Origin of the sequence: Shewanella sp. SW1 (assembly GCF_025653545.1) — a bacterium.
In the GTDB taxonomy this organism is placed as follows: Bacteria; Pseudomonadota; Gammaproteobacteria; order Enterobacterales; family Shewanellaceae; genus Shewanella; species Shewanella oncorhynchi.
The window spans coordinates 1-18,300 of record NZ_JAKKSG010000004.1 but is presented as its reverse complement, the minus strand read 5'-3'; the positions used below and the strand labels follow the sequence as shown (position 1 = coordinate 18,300).

Here is an 18,300-nt window from a genome sequence, read left to right as displayed (position 1 = left end):
CATAAAAAAACCAGATCCTAGGATCTGGTTTTTTGTGAATCGATTCTTATCAAACCAATTAATGCGGATGTCGCTTAGCGGGTGATTAGCCTTCTAAGTTACCGCAAAAACGATAGCCTTCACCGTGAATAGTCGCGATGATTTCTGGCGTATCTGGCAAGCTTTCGAAATGCTTACGGATACGACGGATAGTCACGTCTACAGTACGATCGTGTGGCTTAAGTTCACGGCCGGTCATTTTCATCAGTAGATCGGCACGAGTCAAAATTTTGCCTGGGTTTTCAACAAAGTGCAGCATAGCGCGGAACTCGCTACGTGGCAGTTTGTAAGATTCACCCTGTGGGCTCACTAATGAACGGCTGTTGATCTCTAAGCTCCAATCATTGAAGCGGTAGTATTCTACTGAGCTCTTTTCTTCGACTTCAGCGCCAGCGCTGTTGACACGAGTCAGAAGGTTACGAGCACGAATCGTTAATTCACGTGGGTTGAACGGCTTGGTAATATAATCGTCCGCGCCAATTTCAAGTCCAAGAATTTTGTCGACTTCGTTGTCACGACCTGTCAGGAAGATAAGACCGATGTTGTTGATTTCACGTAGTTCACGTGCCAACAATAGACCATTCTTACCTGGCAAGTTAATGTCCATAACGACCAAGTTAATTTTGTTTTCCTGCATAGCCTTATGCATTTCTGCGCCATCATTGGCCTCAGTTACCACATACCCTTCTGCCTCGAAAATACTTCTCAGCGTGTTACGGGTAACGGCTTCATCTTCAACGATCAGAATGTGCGGATTTTGCATATTATTTACCTAAATTTTAATCAGTTTATACTAACCAATAAGAGCAACTTACTTCGGGCTCTTATATTCATAAAAGCGTTGATACTTCCTTGAACTGCTTTGTGCTCAAAAGGAAAATCTTTACGGTGACATCTATATCTGGATGTAGATTAAGTGCACGTTTAAGTGTAATACGAGAAAACGTAATCAGTACCAACTTCGATAAGCAATAGTTAGAATAAGTTCCTTAACTATTGTTTTTTTTAAATGTTTAAAAGACAAATCAAATGTAGAACAGATTTTAAACAGATGCCCGGTCAGTTCACGTTACTTTAAGCGATATATGTAACAAACTGTATTGAACGATAAGCATCTTGCTCAATCTGTTTCAACTCACCAGTACGTACATTGTACTCGTTTTAGTCATTTGTTAACAAATGAAATGTTAACAAATTTTAGGTGAGCAGGGGTTTTTACCATGATATTTACTTTAGCTATTGATTAGTATAACTAATGTATTTCTTATTCCTGTGAGCCAGTTCACGCCTCTTTGGATTTTACAATCACTCTGCTACACTAGCTTGGGTTCATTTTTCGACTAGACTACCAATGGACAATACGACTCAAAATTTGTGGCAATGTTACCAAGCGCCGTTGTTTTTGCTGACTCAAGCATTATCCTGTGATTTTTCCTTTGCTGTTATTACCGCTCATAATCCCGCTTCAAAGCTTCTCTCTCCTAGCCAAAACCGTTTACTCGATCGCCAACTTCTCCGTGAAATTGAATTACTCGGTAGCCCTTATCGTGCTTTAGTGGGCGCAGCACCGGATTTATCCCACATGGAAAAAAGTTGGGCCGTGTTTATCGATAGAACGATGGCATTGCAATTGGGTAAGAAATTTAATCAATATGCGATTTATGTTGTCGAACAAGGGGATGTGAGCTTAGTGCCTTGCATCTTGGATGGACATGATGAAGTGTGTTTAGGCAAATTTAGAGATTATGTGCAGCTGGTATACGAGCTACCCGATTTGAACATTTAGTTGTTTTCAAAAGATTTTATTTAAATTGTTCATTTGTTATGAAATTAGCATTGACTTCATTAGGGGTTTATTGCTACTTTTTTCGTCCCTTTCCTAGGAAAGGAACAGAAGAGGAGCGTTAACTAGGTAGTCGGTCAGAGGAGCACAAACTCCAGCGATGACTGATGAGGGAGATTAACGCCGAGGCATAGATATGGTTGCTGCATGTTTATGTCGGTCGCTCAGGCTGAATCCTGACGATTGTCACCTGTAATTGGTGGAGAGCTTCTGGTGACGATTGCTGTTTCCCTTCTTTTGGGGTGCGTTATCATTGAGCACCAGGCTCTTCGAACGAAGTCAGTTCGGAGTGTGATCATGTTAGTTAATCAATATCTTATTCAATCTGCATTTATTTGTTGCCCTACGTGTTTCACGGAGGTGCGCTAATGTCCCTCGTTGTCGCAAAATTTGGTGGCACCTCAGTCGCCGACTATAACGCTATGAATCGCTGTGCCGACATAGTGTTAGCTAATCCTCATTGCCGTTTAGTCGTGGTCAGCGCTTCGAGCGGCGTGACAAATCTACTAGTAGAATTGACCCAAGAATCGATCAACGACGATGGCCGATTACAGCGATTAAAACAAATTGCCCAAATTCAATATGCGATTTTAGATAAGCTCGGTCGTCCTAACGATGTGGCCGCCGCATTAGATAAATTATTGAGTCGCATGTCAGTATTGAGTGAAGCGCTTGCATCACAACGCAGCAAAGCGACTATGGATGAGTTGTTGTCCCTCGGTGAGCAATGTTCTTCAGCGTTGTTTTCGGCGGTGATCCGTGAGAAAGGTGTCAACTCAAGTGCCTTCGATGTGCGCCGAGTGTTACGTACTGACAGCCACTTTGGCCGAGCCGAACCTCAGGTCGAGCAGATTGCGACTCTAGCTCGTGATTATCTACAGCCACTATTAGCGGAACAAGTGATTGTCACGCAAGGCTTTATCGGTGCCGATGAAGCGGGACAAACAACAACGTTAGGTCGTGGTGGTAGTGATTATTCTGCTGCACTGTTAGCTGAAGCGTTACGCGCCTCAGCGGTAGAGATTTGGACCGATGTCGCTGGGATTTATACAACGGATCCTCGTTTGGCGCCCAATGCCTTTCCGATTGCCGAGATCAGTTTCAATGAGGCTGCCGAGATGGCGACCTTTGGTGCCAAGGTATTGCATCCAGCGACTATTCTTCCTGCCGTTCGTCAGCAAATTCAAGTGTTTGTGGGTTCAAGTAAAGAGCCTGAAAAGGGCGGAACTTGGATCCGTCATCAAGTGGAAGATGCGCCCGTATTCCGCGCTGTGGCTTTGCGCCGCGATCAAACCCTATTAAATCTTCACAGCTTGCAAATGTTGCATGCGCAGGGCTTTTTAGCGGAAACCTTTGCGACATTAGCGCGACATAAGATCAGTGTGGATTTGATTACCACATCAGAAGTGAATGTGTCTCTAACCCTAGATAAAACTGGTTCGGATTCAAGTGGACAAGGTCTGTTGAGTGAGGCATTGCTGCAAGAATTATCACAGCATTGTCGTGTGCGAGTTGAAGATGGATTGGCCTTAGTGGCGATTATCGGTAATCGTATTGCGACGACGCCGGGTATTTGTCGTCGTGTGTTTGAAGTGTTAGAACCACACAATGTGCGGATGATTTGCCAAGGTGCCAGCCCACATAATCTGTGTGTGTTAGTGGCAGAATCGGAAGCGGCGCAAGTGGTTAAATCGCTGCATCAAAATCTGTTCGAAGGCGTTTAGTATGTTGCCGACAACATCGTCTCTGCAAATCGGGGAGCTTGCCGCAGGGCAAGCACTCACTTTGCCTATCTACCATTTCAAACCGAGTGACGATAAGGCGACTGGCCCCAAAGTGTATATTCAGGCCAATGTCCACGGTGCTGAAGTACAAGGGAATGCGGTGATTTATCAGTTGATGAAGCAGCTTGAACACTGTGACATCCGCGGCGAAATCACCTTAGTGCCATTGGCGAATCCACTCGGGATCAACCAAAAAAGTGGTGAGTTTACCCTTGGCCGATTTGATCCTATTACGGGGGCGAATTGGAATCGTGAGTATTTGAATCATGCTATTGATTTGCCGACTTGGTATGGGGAACATGCCAAGCTGAGTGATAGCGAGCTGATCCAAGCCTATCGCAGTACTTTGGTTGAAGCTTGTCAGCAAAAATTGCGTCATGAATGGGGCATTACAACCGGCCATAGGCTTGCGGTTAACCTGCAGATTATGGCCCATGGTGCGGATATAGTGCTCGATCTGCACACAGGTCCTAAGTCTTGTAAGCACTTGTATTGTCCTGAATATGACTTAGCTGCTGCGCAGTTTTTGTCGATCCCTTATACGCTCATTATCCCCAATGCCTTTGGTGGCGCCATGGATGAGGCTGCGTTTTGTCCTTGGTGGCAATTGAGTGATTTTGCAAAATCTCAAGGGCGCGATTTAGGGGTTGCAGTGTCAGCGTTAACCTTGGAATTGGCGAGCCAAGAGCGCGTCTGTCTTGAGGATGCACGGGTTGATGCACAAGGGATTTTGGCATATTTAAGCCACCGAGGCGTGATCGCTGAAACCGTTGCACCCGCTAAAATGCAGCGCTTTGGTTGTTATCTAAAAGACTATAAAAAATATCACGCGCCAAGTTCTGGCTTAGTGGAATACCTTGCACCTGTGGGTGAGCCATTGGCTGCGGGGCAGCCCTTAGTGAATTTGCTGCGAATGGATTTATATGGTACGGCTGATGAGCTAAAAACGGTTAGTTTGCCGCAGGACTGTGTGCCGATTTTACACTTTGCTTCGGCGTCAGTGCACCAAGGAACTGAGCTTTATAAAGTGATGACCAATGTGTTTGAGTTGCCGACATTCCAGCCTAAATCATAAAAATTAGCTCGTAAGCATTAGCCCATAACAATTAGCTTATCGGACTGAGAGAAAACAACGCCAATCCTAATCGATTGGCTTTGTTGTTTTAAGGTGGCTATAACCACTTAAATCGATAAAACAGCGCCATTTGCAGGGCGACGAGTGAGATTAATATGCCGCAGAAGGTGGCGAAGGCCCAAGTGTTGTCCGCGCCCGGTATCCCGCCAATATTGACCCCAAGTAAGCCTGTTAAAAAGCCTAGCGGTAAGAAGATTGCTGACACTAAGGATAAGAAGTATAAGCGTTTGTTGAGTTGCTCCGACTGCTGACTGAGTAATTCTTCTTGAGTCACATTGGCCCTATCGCGCAGGGCATCGAGATCTTCAATGGTGCGGATAAGTTTATCGTTTGTTTCCCTCAGCTTGAGTCGCTCAGTATCTTTAAATAGACTGAATTGCTCTGAAATCATTTTCGAGAATGCTTCGCGCTGTGGGGCTAAATAGCGGCGAATGGCCACAGTTTGACGGCGCAGTTCGGCGATATCGGTACGTAAGTCTTTCACATTGCCTGAGACGACGAGCTCTTCTAAATCAGAGAGCTGTTCTTCCAATTTATCAATAAACTCGACTTTACGATTGGTCAGTCGCTCGCAGATTGCGACGATGAAGTCCCCCGTAGTTGTAGGCCCATTTCCCTCAAGGATCAGCTCGGCGACATCTTTGACTGACTGTAACTCGCGATCGCAGGTGGAAATGATACGCTGTTTATCGGCATAGATACGCACTGCTACCATGTCTTCTGGAGCAGAATTGGGGTTGAGGTTAACGCCGCGTAATGCGAGTAATATGCCTTCACCTGTAATCACAGCGCGGGGGCGAGTGTCTTGGGCGAGTAGGGCATCACTTTCGACCTTAGGCAGACCGCTATTGAGTATCCAGTGGCGTGCCTTTTTATTGCGATAGCGAAGGTGTAACCAGAGTAGGCCATCCTGAGGATCCCATTTTTCGATCTGTTCTAGGCTCAAGGTGGAACCCGCTTGGGCGCCGCTGAGCACTAAACTGTAGATAAACCCTTCGTGCATATCGCATTCCATTTAACTTTCAAAATCATCCAAACAAACTAACTGATTTTGTCATGAAAATGAAGTCAGTACTTATGCTTAACGACATGAGGTAAATGTTAATTGACATAAATTTGATGTGCTGAGTGATGCAAGCAACTTAGCCAAGGATAGGTTAAAATTAGCATTAGTAGGCTTAGATCAAAGAGACAATAAAATGGAATACGAATTTCGGCGTAACAGTTTAACCGGCACTTTTCTGGCCAGCTTTAGCATGGATCATGAAGTGCTTGGGCAATGGTTTACGGAAGAATTAGGGACTGAGTTAGCTAAAATTCAGCAAGTGTTGGGTGTGATAAAAGAAATTCAAGCCGATAAACGAGGTTCATGGCGTCTTGTTGGTAATGATTTTACCTTAGAGTTAGAGCGTGAACAGGCGCGAGTCTTTGCCAATACCTTAGGCTTTGAGCAAGAATATGAATTGGAAGAGGCTATGTCACTCTATGATGCTGAGTCAGAAGCTTATTGTGGCCTTGAGGATTTTGAGCAGGCGTTACTGAGTTGGCAGCAATTTATTGAGAAAGGTTTGTAATCATTTATTTAATCTCTATTTGATAAAAACATAAAGGCAATCATGGGATTGCCTTTATTGTTTGCGCGATACCAAGCTTATTTTCGTATCTTTAATTATTTAGGTAGCGCACCGCCATTTCGGTTCTCGATTTAGCATTGGCTTTACGCAGTAGGTTTTTCACGTGCACTTTAACTGTGCCTTCACTAATGTGTAAATGCTCTGAAATCATGCGATTACTTAAGCCTTCCGCCAGTTGCTGTAGAATTTGCAACTCCCTTGGGGTCAGGCTTGAAATCCATTCTTGTTCATCGGTCGCATCTTTAAGTTCGTAAAGGTATTCCTCTACTTCATCGCTGATCACCCTGTGGCCAAGCATGGCATTTTTGAGTTTTTCGAGCAGCAAATCTGGCTCAGTATCTTTGAGCAAATAGCCGTCGGCTCCAGCGCGAAGTAAACGGATAACATCCTGTTTTGCATCTGAAACGGTGAGAATTACTATGCGTGAGGTAACACCTTCTTGGCGCATGGCGTTGAGGGTATCTAAGCCTGTCATGCCTTTCATATTCAGATCGAGCAATATGATGTCGGGTTCATCGGTGACCACTGCGGTTAATGCGTCTAAACCACTACCGGCTTCGCCAAAGAGGCTGAAGTCAGGATCTGAAGCGATGAGCTGGCAGATGCCTTTGCGCAAGAGGGGATGGTCATCGACCACCAGTACGGAATAAGGTTTACCCATTTGAAGGCTCCTGTTGAGAGGGGAAAATAAGCGTCACTCTAGTGCCACTTGACCCTTTGCTGTGCTGCACAAGGTTTAGTGGGCTGTTAGGTTTGAGTGCGTCGTCTTGTGCATTGCATCCTTGCTCAGTCGTGGTTGCCATAGCAGGTTTAAATCTCTTTAAATCATTGTCGCTGAACACGACTTTACCTGAAAGCTTACTGGCTCGTTCATGCATTATACCTATGCCAAAATGTTGATCTCGTTCTTTTAAATGTCCAATACCTATGCCGTTATCACAAACATCAATATTGACCATACCCTCGTCATCCTTATAGCAATGGATGTTAATGAGGCTGGCCTCAGCATGTTTGATGGCGTTTAACGTCGCTTCTCGCGTGATCTGCAGTATGTGGATGTGTTGTTTTGCCTCTAGCCATTGTGGCGCAAGTTTATAGTCTAAGGTTATCTTTATATTCGTCTTTGTCCTGAGTTGCTCAAGCATAGACTCTAAAGCACTTTTTAGATCAGGTTCCTTAATTGTGAGTCTAAAGGTGGATAGTAACTCCCTGAGTTGCACGTAGGCAGTGCTTACACCTTCGTTGATTTCGGTTAACTGCGCTTCAACGATTGGACTGCGGCAACTGCAATCTAAGTTTTTGCGTAATAAGCTAATTTGGATTTTCAGGAAAGAGAGCACTTGACCTAAAGAGTCATGCAGCTCCCGGGCAATTACACCACGTTCCTCCATTAGCGCCAGTTGCTGTCTTTGCTCTGTGGCATTGTGGATCACGATTGAGCGGGTCAGCATAATTGCGAAATTGTTAAACAAGGCGATATTGGGTGTTTGGTCGGCAATTAACTCTAAATAGCCTAAATTAGCCTGCTCAAATTGCAGTGGGAAACGGGTGCTCTCTTGAGTCATATCTGGCCAGCCGCCATCGGCCTCAATCACTTCAAGCTCTTGCTCGGGATATTGGATAATGAGTCTTAGGTAGTCGAGTGATTCATAGCCTTTTAACTGATTCAGCGCCGCTTTAAGTGCTTTGTAATCGAGTTTATTCGCGTTTAATGTCAGTAGGTTATCATATAAGAATGCCAGCTCGTTGTTGGCCCTTGTCAGCGCTAGGGTTTTTTCTGCTACCTGCGATTCTAGGTTGCCATAAAGCGTCGCGAGTTCCTTAGCCGTTTTTTGTAGGGCATGGGTCAGCGCTGTGAGTTCAATATATTCGGTCTCGGGCATTTCAATTTCAAAATTACCTTTAGAAATGGTATTCGCCGACTCCATCAGTTTTTGCAGTGGGATCACCACTTTCTTCTTTGTAAAACGCACGGCCACAAAAGCGATAATGAGCATGACGCCTAAGCCTAATATTTGGCTGGCGGCAAGGAGCCTGAGTTTAAAGGCGGCGTAGTGCTCCATCTCTAGCACCAGTAAATCTATGGTATCAACAAAGTCCTTCAGTGAGGCGACATAATCGCGGGAGTTTTCTTGTTCTATGTAGTGTTTCATCACCAGCCATTTATCGATGACAAGCTGATATTGAGCGGCAATTTCTGGTGGACTAAACCAACTTTCCGAGGGCTTTAACGTGTCGGAATAGAGCGTATTTTCGAATTCGGTGATTTTATCCTGCGCAGCATCACTGCCTGAGTTGGCGTAAAACATTAACCGATAGCTTTGCATCCTCAGCGACCCTGAGGCATTAATCGCCTTGGCGTCGCCTAAGCTGTAGGACAAATTGATGATAGCAAAAGTCGATAAACTACTAGAGAGCAGAATAAGTACTAACATTAATCCTAAGATTTTTGAGGTGAGACTACCTCGTTTCATTAATCCGCTGTTCATTTTGATGGCCGCTGTTATGGCACTTTGCAGTGGTTTTTACATTAGAAAATAATGTAATACATTAACAAAAGTATAGAAATGTGAACAACAACACCTTTACATTTTGATCTAGCGCAAACTTCAACCTAGATACCCCCTAAGAGGTATATTTTTAGCAGGGTTAAATCACTAAGTTTGACCATGGAGATGTCGTGATTTACAACAATAATGCAACACGGAGATGAGATGATGAAGAAGATGACAGGTAAGTCCTTTGCACTGAGTGCACTGGTTGCCGCCAGCTTCATGGCAGCGGGCGCAATGGCGAGTGATAAAACAGAGCCTCGCAACGAAGTTTATAAAGATAAATTTAAGAATCAATATAATAGCTGGCATGATACCGCAAAGAGTGAAGAACTTGTCGATGCGATTGGGCAGGATCCTAATATGGTGATCCTGTGGGCTGGCTATGCATTCGCAAAAGATTACAACGCTCCTCGCGGCCATATGTATGCCGTGACCGACGTGCGTAATACCTTACGTACTGGTGCGCCGAAAAATGCGGAAGATGGTCCATTGCCTATGGCATGTTGGAGCTGTAAGAGCCCTGATGTACCTCGCTTAATTGAAGAGCAAGGTGAAGATGGCTACTTCAAAGGTAAATGGGCTAAGGGTGGCCCTGAAGTCACTAACACCATTGGCTGTGGTGATTGTCATGAAAAAGGCTCACCAAAACTGCGGATCTCTCGTCCTTATGTAGACCGTGCAATGGATGCTATCGGTACGCCATTTGATAAAGCTTCGAAGAAAGACAAGCAATCTATGGTGTGCGGTCAGTGCCACGTTGAATACTATTTTGAGAAAAAAGAAGACAAAAAAGGTTTCGTCAAATTCCCTTGGGATATGGGCATAACTGTTGACCAGATGGAAGTTTACTACGACGGTATCGAGTTCTCCGATTGGACTCATGCCCTGTCTAAAACACCTATGTTAAAAGCGCAACATCCAGAGTATGAAACGTGGAAACTGGGTATTCATGGTAAAAATAATGTCAGTTGTGTTGACTGCCATATGCCAAAAGTGACTAGCCCTGAAGGTAAGAAATTTACCGATCATAAAGTGGGTAATCCATTTGACCGTTTCGAAGAAACCTGTGCAACTTGCCATAGCCAAACGAAAGAATTCTTAGTTGGCGTCACTAATGAGCGTAAAGCTAAAGTTAAAGAAATGAAACTGAAAGCGGAAGAGCAATTAGTCAAAGCGCACTTCGAAGCTGCTAAAGCGTGGGAATTGGGTGCAACTGAAGCTGAAATGAAGCCTATCTTGACCGATATCCGTCATGCTCAATGGCGCTGGGATTTAGCAATTGCCTCCCATGGTGTTGCTGCTCATGCTCCTGAAGAAGCCCTACGTGTTTTAGGTACTTCAGTGAATAAAGCGGCCGATGCCCGAGTTAAGTTAGCACAGTTATTAGCGAAAAAAGGCATCACAGATCCAATCGCTATTCCTGATATCTCTACCAAAGCTAAGGCACAAGCAGCATTAGGTATGGACATGGATAAAATGAATGCAGAGAAAGAAGCATTCAAGAAAGACATGTTACCTAAGTGGGATGAAGAAGCGAAAAAACGCGAAGCCACTTATAAATAATACTTAAGTAGACTTCAAAATAATAAAAAGCTCCTATATAAGGAGCTTTTTTATATCCTTTATTAAAGTGTAAATATTAAATTTTTATTTCAATTCTATATTTTTTGCATTAAGGTGTGCGCCGCTAGGAGAGCAGGTTCGTTTAAATTTAAATGGATATTAATGATAATGGAATAAGCAACACTGAGATTGTTTCTTCGTTATCTTCATCTTTTACTCCTAGCTTATAATCATATAAGGGAATACTTTGATGAAAAAAATTACCGCGCTAGCAATATTATTAGGTTTCGTAAGTGTTAATGCCGCTGCTGCACAAGATAATCCATATCAGCATGAAGCAGGCCTAAAATATAGCGCAAATTCTGAAGAGTTCAGCGATGGTCTGTGGAACGCGAATTATCGTTACTACATTAGCCCAGTTGACCAAACTAAAGGTCCTTATGCGCTTAATGGATTTTTAGCTCAAACGTCTAATGTTGGCGTTAATTACAGCAATTATGATGAATCAGATTTAGATACCATTGGTGTTGATGGCACTTATGTATTTGCTTCTAAATGGTTTATTGCTGCTAACTATCAACGTTCTGAAATCGGCAGTTTTGACTGGAACACTTACGGTGCAGAAGTCGGTTATTACTTCAATGATAGCTCTGCAGTATCTGCTTTCTATAACGATGGCAGCGATAGCATCGAAGAGTCATACGGTTTAAAAGTGCGTAGCTTTATTGCACTGCAATCAACTACAGGTGTTAATTTGAGCGCAAACTGGACACATCAAGATTCTGACGACACATTCAATTTAGGTGCTGATTGGTATGTGACTAAGTCATGGTCTGTTGGTCTAGGCTATACCGATGATGGTCATGACGATACTTTCGTATTGAAAACCGCTTATTGGTTACGTCTGTCTGATAGCTTCTCTGCAAACTTTGAGTTAGCTAGAGAATTAGATTCAGATGCTGATGGTGTATTTATTGGTTTAGGTTTGACTGGTCGTTTCTAATTTAATATATTTAACGATTTTTTAATATAAAGGTCACAAGTTAATGTGACCTTTATTATTTTACCCTAAATAAATTTAAGACTATTTTATCAGTTTTAATAATGCCCTAAACCGCTCGCCTTGGGCTTGATGTTGTAATTCAAATAATAGCGATTCCACGTTAGTTAATAGGGCGCCTCTGGCCGTCATCATTTGGATCCCGAGTTGTTTATTCTCAGCACTGCGTGACGAGACGCCATCTGCGACGAGATGCACCGAATATTGCTGTTCGATAAGGTCACAACAGGTTTGGTAAACACACACATGGGTTTCAATACCCGCCAGTATGACGTGTTTGCGATTCGTCTTAGTTAATGCCTTTGCAAACGCGTCACAGTGCCAGCTGCTAAAATGCTGCTTGGCAATGGGTGAGCTGGTTTTCGCAAGTAAGGTTTGCAGCTCAGGGCTAGTTGCTCCGAGTTTATCGGGTAGCTGTTCTAACCAGAGTATTGGAATTTCAAATAATTGTGCGCCTTGGATTAAGGTCTGTAGTTGTTGATGCAGCTTGTCACTGTTATCCATGATTTGTGCAAGTTTTCCTTGCACATCGACGATAACGAGAACACATTCTTCTGGTTTTAACATCGGGCCTTCCTTTTGCGCTTGATGATTGTCTTAGTGATGATCTTCGCTTTTGTCTAAGAGCTTGTGTTGTGATGCTCAGATTTCATCTCGTTTTACGCTTACCCCAGTAGACCCTAATTTAACCTTGTTACCAATAGGCCTAAGGTCGAATAGCTGTCGCACTTAAACTGCTCACTAAAAGAGTGCATCGCACCAGTTAGTGCTCGATTATGGTGCATTTTTAACCTTAAAAAATAGTGTTAAACAATTTAAACCAATAATAATCAATAGATTAAATTGTTGGCCTAATGATTGAATTACCTTTGATACAAGTTAATAACAATCGCGTTTTTTTGGAGGTCAGGATGAAACTAGTCAGCGCTATCATCAAGCCGTTTAAGTTGGATGATGTCCGTGAAGCTATCGCCGGAATTGGTATTGAGGGCATGACGGTGACCGAAGTGAAAGGTTTTGGCCGTCAGAAAGGGCATACAGAGTTGTATCGCGGCGCCGAGTATCAGGTGGATTTTTTGCCAAAAGTAAAACTAGAAATTGCCACTAAGGCTGAAAATCTCGACATGTTGATTGAGGCGATTACCACTGCGGCCCATACGGGGAAAATTGGTGACGGTAAGATCTTCGTCGTTGATTTAGAACATGCTATCCGTATCCGTACGGGTGAACTTGATACTGAAGCGCTATAAGGGGCTGACAATGGAAGAATTAACGAAATTAGGCGGCACAGTCACTGAACTACGCTTTGCACTCGATACCTTTTACTTTTTGATTTCTGGCGCTTTAGTCATGTGGATGGCGGCGGGATTCGCTATGTTAGAAGCGGGTTTAGTTCGCTCTAAAAATACCACTGAAATTTTAACTAAGAACGTTGTGCTGTACGCGATTGCCTGTGTGATGTATCTGTTGGTTGGCTACAACATCATGTATGTGGATAACACTGAAGGTGGCTGGTTACCGTCAATTGGCACCTTAATTGGTTCGCAATCAGCAGATGCGAGCCATGCATTAGAATCTGACTTCTTCTTCCAAGTTGTATTTGTGGCAACGGCGATGTCAATTGTCTCTGGTGCTGTGGCGGAACGGATGAAGTTGTGGGCTTTCTTGTTCTTTTCTGTGGTGATGACAGCGGTTATCTATCCAGTAGAAGGTTATTGGACTTGGGGCCAAGGTTTTATCGCTAAACTGGGCTTTGTAGACTTTGCTGGTAGCGGTATTGTGCATATGACGGGGGCGACCGCGGCGATTGCTGGCGTAATATTGCTCGGTGCGCGTAAGGGGAAATACGGGCCTAATGGTCAAGTGAATCCTATTCCAGGCTCTAACTTGCCAATGGCAACCTTAGGTATGTTTATTCTTTGGATGGGCTGGTTTGGCTTTAACGGCGGATCGCAATTAATGGTGTCGGATGCGGCGAATGCAAGCTCAGTGGCGAAAGTGTTTGTGAATACCAATACTGCAGCGGCTTTTGGTGCCATCTCAGCTCTTATCGTGTGTAAGATGATTTGGGGCAAAGCGGATTTGACCATGATCCTTAACGGTATTTTGGCTGGATTAGTGGCGATTACGGCAGATCCTCTCTCGCCTTCATTGTTAATGGCGGGTGTGATTGGTTTAGTGGCGGGCGGCGTGGTGGTGTTCTCGATTGTGGGCTTAGATCGCATTAAGATCGACGATCCCGTCGGTGCGATTTCAGTACACGGTGTGGCTGGTTTCCTTGGCTTAATGTGTGTGCCATTATCCAATGCCAATGCAACTATTACCGGACAGTTGACGGGGGCAGCGATCATTTTCACTTGGGTGTTCTGCTCATCATTTGCTGTCTGGTATGTGATTAAGATAACCATGGGGATCCGTGTGACTGAGGAAGAAGAATACAACGGTATGGATGCTTCTGACTGCGGTATTGATGCCTATCCTGAGTTTGTTACGGTCAAAAATGCGGGCTGATTAAACTTGCACATTAACGCGTGATTCACCTTGATGCTTAGCTTGGATCGAGGGATAGTGAAGCAGAGCCTAGGCTCTGCTTTTTTATGGGTAATCACTGTGATTGAAGTTTAAGCACAGGGTCATAAGCTTAATTACTGAGCAATTCTGTTTTCTTGCATAAATTAAGGAGTGTTCTATGAGCTTGAATATAAAAACAATAGGTCAATTTTCGCGACTAAGTCTTATCGTCATTTCTGGCTGGATATCGGTTTCTGCCTTTGCAGGAGAAGTGATCGTTAATCGCTCAAGTGAGCCTGTCGATGCCTTTGCCGTGCGTGATCAAGTGCTCAAGGATTTTGAATGGCAGGAGTCGCTTCGTCGCCAGCAGCAAATCCAAATTCTGCAGGCTTTACCCTCAGGTTGCGTTACGGTCATGAAACCCTATCGACATTTTACCTGTGGAGAGCATAACTATCGGCCGTATCATTATCAGCAGCGTGAGTTATACATAGAAGTTGACCGACCTTCACAATAGTTAATTCGTTAAATTATTTGCGATTATTTTCAATCGATCGCGATTATCATTTTTTGTAACCATTTTATGTCGTCTTTTTCGCCATTTGTAATAAGCTCAAATAGGAGCTAATGGTGTGGGAGGACGTATGTCGAAACTATTCCGAGCCGTATACTTGAGTACGATCTTGAGCGTTGTATTCAGTCAATTGTTTGCTTGTAGCTCGACGACCATTGAGCCTAATCCGTCGGATCTTGAGTCGTTACTTGCCGATTCACTGTTTACCCCTGTGGCCGATATTCCTTCTGTTGCGGATATCTTTTATCTGCCACCCGAGGTCGTGACAGATGTACAACGTCGCTATGGGATATACACTTTGTCACACAATAACAACATGTTAGCCAATGAATGGTTAGCTAGTTATATCAATGCGAGTCAAACCAATAGCGCTAACATTGATTTTCGATATCAAGATAATCTGACCCAAATTGCCCGTGAAACCTATGCCCAAAGGGCAGGTAATTGCATGTCTTTAGTGGTCATGACTTCTGCGTTAGCGGACATATTGAATGTGAGTGCTGAGTATCAAGATATTGCGATAGAACCCGTATGGGATAAGCAAGGTGATTTCTATTTAATCAATGGGCATGTGAATTTACGCTTACTTCCACCTGAAAACGCACATTCAGTTTATGTGTCATCTACCGCAGTTTTAGTGGACTTTATGCCAGAGCGAGCTCTACGGGGATACGGTAAAACCCAAGTGGATCGGCAGACCTTAATCAGTATGTTTTACAACAACATGGCGGCAGAGTCTTTGGTGAACGGTGATTTAGACAGGGCCTATGCCTTGATTAAAGCGGGTTTAAAAGTCGGCCAGTTTGTGCCTTCACTCAACACGCTCGCCATTATTTACCGGCATAAAGGTGATGAAAAGCGGGCTGAACAGGTTTATCGCTATGCACTCAAGTTTGATGCGAAGAATCTGACAACGCTTTATAACTTAGCCTTGATTTTAGGGGAGCAGGGGCGGCTTGATGAATGGGCCGAAATTAATAAAGTGCTTGAATTAGCGCGAATACGTAATCCCTATTATTACTATGACATGGGGCAGCAAGCCTATGATGAGCATCAATACGACGAGGCCTTGGCTTGGTATCAAAGGGCGTTGGCAAAAGCGGATTATCGTCATGAGTTCTTCTTCGGTTTATCTAAAACCTACTGGGCGCTGGGGGACGAAAAGCGTGCCAAACTGAATATGGATAAAGCCTTGGCTTTGAGCCGAGATGAGTCAGAGCGTCAACGCTATCAGAGCAAGTTACAAGTCATGTTACAGCATTAGCATTTGCCCGCTCTTTTCTATAGAGAGCTGGCCATCAATTAAGCTTATTACGGGTAAACATCTTTGCTTGCTAATATAGGGCACCTAAATACACTTGCAGTAAATATGTTTATTCCTTTTTATCCGCCATATTCGATTTTGTTCATCAAGGCTGTGAGTTAGCTGGCATATTTGAATTTTGATTTTTTTAAAATATATTAAAACAATAAGTTATATTTGATTTTTTGAAATGGAGACAACTTGGTTGCATTGGCGCTTGAGACTCGATAAATTGAACTCAGTATTGCAGTTGAGATCCCTTATCGCAGCGATAGAAATAGCCTAAAACACCAGCGTTGGAGCAGTAAAATTATGTATTACCAAAATGATGACGTTCGCATTAAAGAAGTAAAAGAGTTACTTCCACCTATCGCGATTCTTGAACGATTTCCTGCTTCCGAAAAAGCCTCTGCGACTGTGTTTAATGCGCGTAATAGTATCCATAATATTCTGGCTAAGTCTGATGATCGTCTATTAGTGGTGATTGGGCCTTGTTCTATCCACGATCCCAAAGCTGCGTTGGAATATGGACAGCGTTTGGTCTCACTGCGTGAACGTTATAAAGATCAACTCGAAATTGTGATGCGAGTGTATTTTGAAAAACCAAGAACCACAGTGGGTTGGAAGGGGCTGATTAACGATCCTTACATGGATAACAGCTTTAAACTCAATGATGGTTTACGCACCGCCCGTAAATTATTAGTGGATTTGAACGACAGCGGTATGCCAACCGCGGGTGAGTTTCTTGACATGATCACCCCACAATATATGGCTGATTTAATGTGCTGGGGAGCCATTGGCGCCCGTACGACAGAATCTCAAGTACACAGAGAGTTAGCCTCGGGTCTTTCTTGTCCGGTCGGCTTTAAAAATGGTACTGATGGCACGATCAAAGTTGCTATTGATGCGATAGGTGCTGCCAATGCACCACACCATTTTTTATCTGTGACTAAGTTGGGCCATTCGGCGATCGTTTCGACTAAGGGCAATCCTGATTGCCACATTATTTTACGGGGTGGCCGCGAGCCCAATTATAGCACGCCGCATGTCACTGAGATTAGCCAGCAATTGTTAAAAGCAAAGCTTGCCGACAACATCATGATCGACTTTAGCCATGCGAATAGTAGTAAAGAGTATCAACGTCAGTTAGTGGTTGCTGAAGATGTAGCTGGTCAAGTGGCGGCGGGAAATACTGCTATTTTTGGTGTTATGGTAGAAAGCCATTTAGTGGAAGGTCGTCAAGATCTTATTGAAGGTCAAGAGTTATGCTATGGGCAGAGTATTACCGATGCGTGTATTGGTTGGGATGATACCGAGCGTCTATTAGCCATTTTGAACCAAAGCATTATCGAACGCCGTCAGGTTTAATTGTCTGCTCGAGCGAACATAAACCGCAACTATACCTGAGTTAGCCGTTAACGATTGCGGGTTAAGTAAAAACAAAGGCGCTATCCTGGCGCCTTTGTTTTATCTATTTATTGCTTATTTCAACAATGTATTCATTTGCTTTGGCTAAGCTACCAAAGGCGGCAATAAGGTTGTTTCTACCTTTATCTTGTATCTCTGGATTGCCTGATTCGATCATCATCCACACCCAAGTTTGGATCAGTGGTAATGGCGGGTATTGAACTTTAGCGGAATCCAACATAAAGCTTCCTTTGATCTTAATTTAATTTGTTTATCTTAATATTCTCGCTAGAACTTGGGCGTATGAATCGCAAAATCTAGCGCGTAGAGGTTAACAAATTCTATTGATTTGTATAACCGCCTCCATGGCATTTTGGGCAAAACGGCAAAAATAATCAACAGCAGCAACTTTGTGCCAAGCCTTCTTCCATTGCACTCTTATCCTCTTACATACGGCTCTGAGGTTAAGTAAAACGGTACATGCCTGAACACAAATTAGTATAAATTCATTTATTGTGAATACGCCAGTGTAATGCGTAAGTATGATGTTTTGGCTTTAAATACAATCAAAATAGCAGATGAGTATGTCGTGAATAAGTCTATTTGTCTGTCAGGAAAATCTGATTGATTTTATTCAGACTTTGCTAGGGTCTGTTGATCTTTGCTGTACAAATGTTGTTCAGCAATACATCGGCAGCCACATTAACATAAACGCCAGTGACACCATACTGGCGTAATTTCTTGCTAGCTTGTCATATCTTGTTGATATTGCTCGATAGTGCTTAATTCTTCCAAAAGCATTCTCCACTAAATGTCGATACCGATATAAGCACCAATCGACTCTTTCTTGAGGTGTATTCTTATAGCGGCGCCTTGGAATAACAGATTTCCC

At 43.5% G+C, this 18,300-nt stretch carries 18 protein-coding genes and 1 riboswitch; of the genes, 11 read left to right on the top strand and 7 right to left on the bottom strand.

Annotation, left to right across the window (positions count from 1 at the left end):
- Positions 1–85 precede the first annotated feature (85 nt).
- Positions 86–802 (bottom strand): two-component system response regulator ArcA, encoded by a 717-nt coding sequence (gene arcA / locus L5M71_RS04740; RefSeq protein WP_006080127.1) that lies wholly within the window; start codon positions 800–802, stop codon positions 86–88.
- 588 nt (positions 803–1,390) lie between these two features.
- Here arcA and L5M71_RS04735 point away from each other — a divergent pair.
- The 3 genes from L5M71_RS04735 to L5M71_RS04725 all read left to right on the top strand — a co-directional run bounded on the left by L5M71_RS04735 (position 1,391) and on the right by L5M71_RS04725 (position 4,741).
- Positions 1,391–1,825 (top strand): DUF3293 domain-containing protein, encoded by a 435-nt coding sequence (locus tag L5M71_RS04735; RefSeq protein WP_131525181.1) that lies wholly within the window; start codon positions 1,391–1,393, stop codon positions 1,823–1,825.
- Positions 1,826–1,925: 100 nt separating this feature from the next.
- Positions 1,926–2,100, top strand: a riboswitch (Lysine riboswitch).
- A 150-nt stretch (positions 2,101–2,250) separates the two neighbouring features.
- The gene (gene lysC, locus L5M71_RS04730; RefSeq protein WP_131525182.1) at positions 2,251–3,606 is read left to right on the top strand and encodes a lysine-sensitive aspartokinase 3; all 1,356 of its coding nucleotides are present in this window, start codon (positions 2,251–2,253) and stop codon (positions 3,604–3,606) included.
- A gap of 1 nt (position 3,607) precedes the next feature.
- Positions 3,608–4,741, top strand: coding sequence for a succinylglutamate desuccinylase/aspartoacylase family protein (locus L5M71_RS04725; protein WP_263206391.1), 1,134 nt, complete (start codon positions 3,608–3,610; stop codon positions 4,739–4,741).
- A gap of 97 nt (positions 4,742–4,838) precedes the next feature.
- On the opposite strand, the gene L5M71_RS04720 is transcribed toward L5M71_RS04725, so the two are convergent.
- On the bottom strand, positions 4,839–5,804 hold the full coding sequence (locus L5M71_RS04720; protein ID WP_131525184.1) for a zinc transporter ZntB: 966 nt from the start codon (positions 5,802–5,804) through the stop codon (positions 4,839–4,841).
- 196 nt (positions 5,805–6,000) lie between these two features.
- On the opposite strand from L5M71_RS04720, the gene L5M71_RS04715 reads away from it, so the two are divergent.
- Positions 6,001–6,375, top strand: coding sequence for a YacL family protein (locus L5M71_RS04715; RefSeq protein ID WP_105250233.1), 375 nt, complete (start codon positions 6,001–6,003; stop codon positions 6,373–6,375).
- A 91-nt stretch (positions 6,376–6,466) separates the two neighbouring features.
- On the opposite strand, the gene L5M71_RS04710 is transcribed toward L5M71_RS04715, so the two are convergent.
- Positions 6,467–7,096 carry a response regulator gene (locus L5M71_RS04710; protein ID WP_105250232.1) on the bottom strand — a complete coding sequence of 210 codons (630 nt, stop codon included), beginning with the start codon at positions 7,094–7,096 and terminating at the stop codon, positions 6,467–6,469.
- Positions 7,089–8,924, bottom strand: a complete 1,836-nt coding sequence (gene narQ / locus L5M71_RS04705) for a nitrate/nitrite two-component system sensor histidine kinase NarQ (protein ID WP_263206390.1) — start codon at positions 8,922–8,924, stop codon at positions 7,089–7,091. Before narQ ends, L5M71_RS04710 begins: the two co-directional genes overlap by 8 nt.
- 225 nt (positions 8,925–9,149) lie before the next feature.
- Between narQ and nrfA the strand changes: the two genes are divergently transcribed.
- Positions 9,150–10,553 carry an ammonia-forming nitrite reductase cytochrome c552 subunit gene (gene nrfA, locus L5M71_RS04700; protein ID WP_113939112.1) on the top strand — a complete coding sequence of 468 codons (1,404 nt, stop codon included), beginning with the start codon at positions 9,150–9,152 and terminating at the stop codon, positions 10,551–10,553.
- A 250-nt stretch (positions 10,554–10,803) separates the two neighbouring features.
- Positions 10,804–11,556 carry a putative porin gene (locus L5M71_RS04695; protein ID WP_263206389.1) on the top strand — a complete coding sequence of 251 codons (753 nt, stop codon included), beginning with the start codon at positions 10,804–10,806 and terminating at the stop codon, positions 11,554–11,556.
- Positions 11,557–11,637: 81 nt separating this feature from the next.
- Here L5M71_RS04695 and L5M71_RS04690 read toward each other — a convergent pair whose 3' ends face one another.
- Positions 11,638–12,180: a hydrolase gene (locus L5M71_RS04690; protein ID WP_263206388.1), complete on the bottom strand. Its 543-nt coding sequence runs from the start codon at positions 12,178–12,180 to the stop codon at positions 11,638–11,640.
- 344 nt (positions 12,181–12,524) lie between these two features.
- On the opposite strand from L5M71_RS04690, the gene L5M71_RS04685 reads away from it, so the two are divergent.
- The 5 genes from L5M71_RS04685 to aroG all read left to right on the top strand — a co-directional run bounded on the left by L5M71_RS04685 (position 12,525) and on the right by aroG (position 17,369).
- The gene (locus tag L5M71_RS04685) at positions 12,525–12,863 is read left to right on the top strand and encodes a P-II family nitrogen regulator (RefSeq protein ID WP_028761800.1); all 339 of its coding nucleotides are present in this window, start codon (positions 12,525–12,527) and stop codon (positions 12,861–12,863) included.
- A 10-nt stretch (positions 12,864–12,873) separates the two neighbouring features.
- Positions 12,874–14,124, top strand: coding sequence for an ammonium transporter (locus L5M71_RS04680; RefSeq protein ID WP_028761801.1), 1,251 nt, complete (start codon positions 12,874–12,876; stop codon positions 14,122–14,124).
- A 178-nt stretch (positions 14,125–14,302) separates the two neighbouring features.
- Positions 14,303–14,641, top strand: coding sequence for a hypothetical protein (locus L5M71_RS04675; protein WP_028761802.1), 339 nt, complete (start codon positions 14,303–14,305; stop codon positions 14,639–14,641).
- Positions 14,642–14,768: 127 nt separating this feature from the next.
- Positions 14,769–15,962, top strand: a complete 1,194-nt coding sequence (locus L5M71_RS04670; RefSeq protein WP_263206387.1) for a tetratricopeptide repeat protein — start codon at positions 14,769–14,771, stop codon at positions 15,960–15,962.
- A 351-nt stretch (positions 15,963–16,313) separates the two neighbouring features.
- Positions 16,314–17,369: a 3-deoxy-7-phosphoheptulonate synthase AroG gene (aroG, locus tag L5M71_RS04665; RefSeq protein ID WP_263163580.1), complete on the top strand. Its 1,056-nt coding sequence runs from the start codon at positions 16,314–16,316 to the stop codon at positions 17,367–17,369.
- 103 nt (positions 17,370–17,472) lie between these two features.
- On the opposite strand, the gene L5M71_RS04660 is transcribed toward aroG, so the two are convergent.
- Together L5M71_RS04660 and L5M71_RS04655 are read right to left on the bottom strand one after the other, a co-directional pair.
- Positions 17,473–17,649 carry a hypothetical protein gene (locus L5M71_RS04660; RefSeq protein WP_105250227.1) on the bottom strand — a complete coding sequence of 59 codons (177 nt, stop codon included), beginning with the start codon at positions 17,647–17,649 and terminating at the stop codon, positions 17,473–17,475.
- A gap of 438 nt (positions 17,650–18,087) precedes the next feature.
- A partial coding sequence (locus L5M71_RS04655) for a transposase (protein ID WP_248943622.1) occupies positions 18,088–18,300 on the bottom strand: 213 nt, incomplete at its 5' end.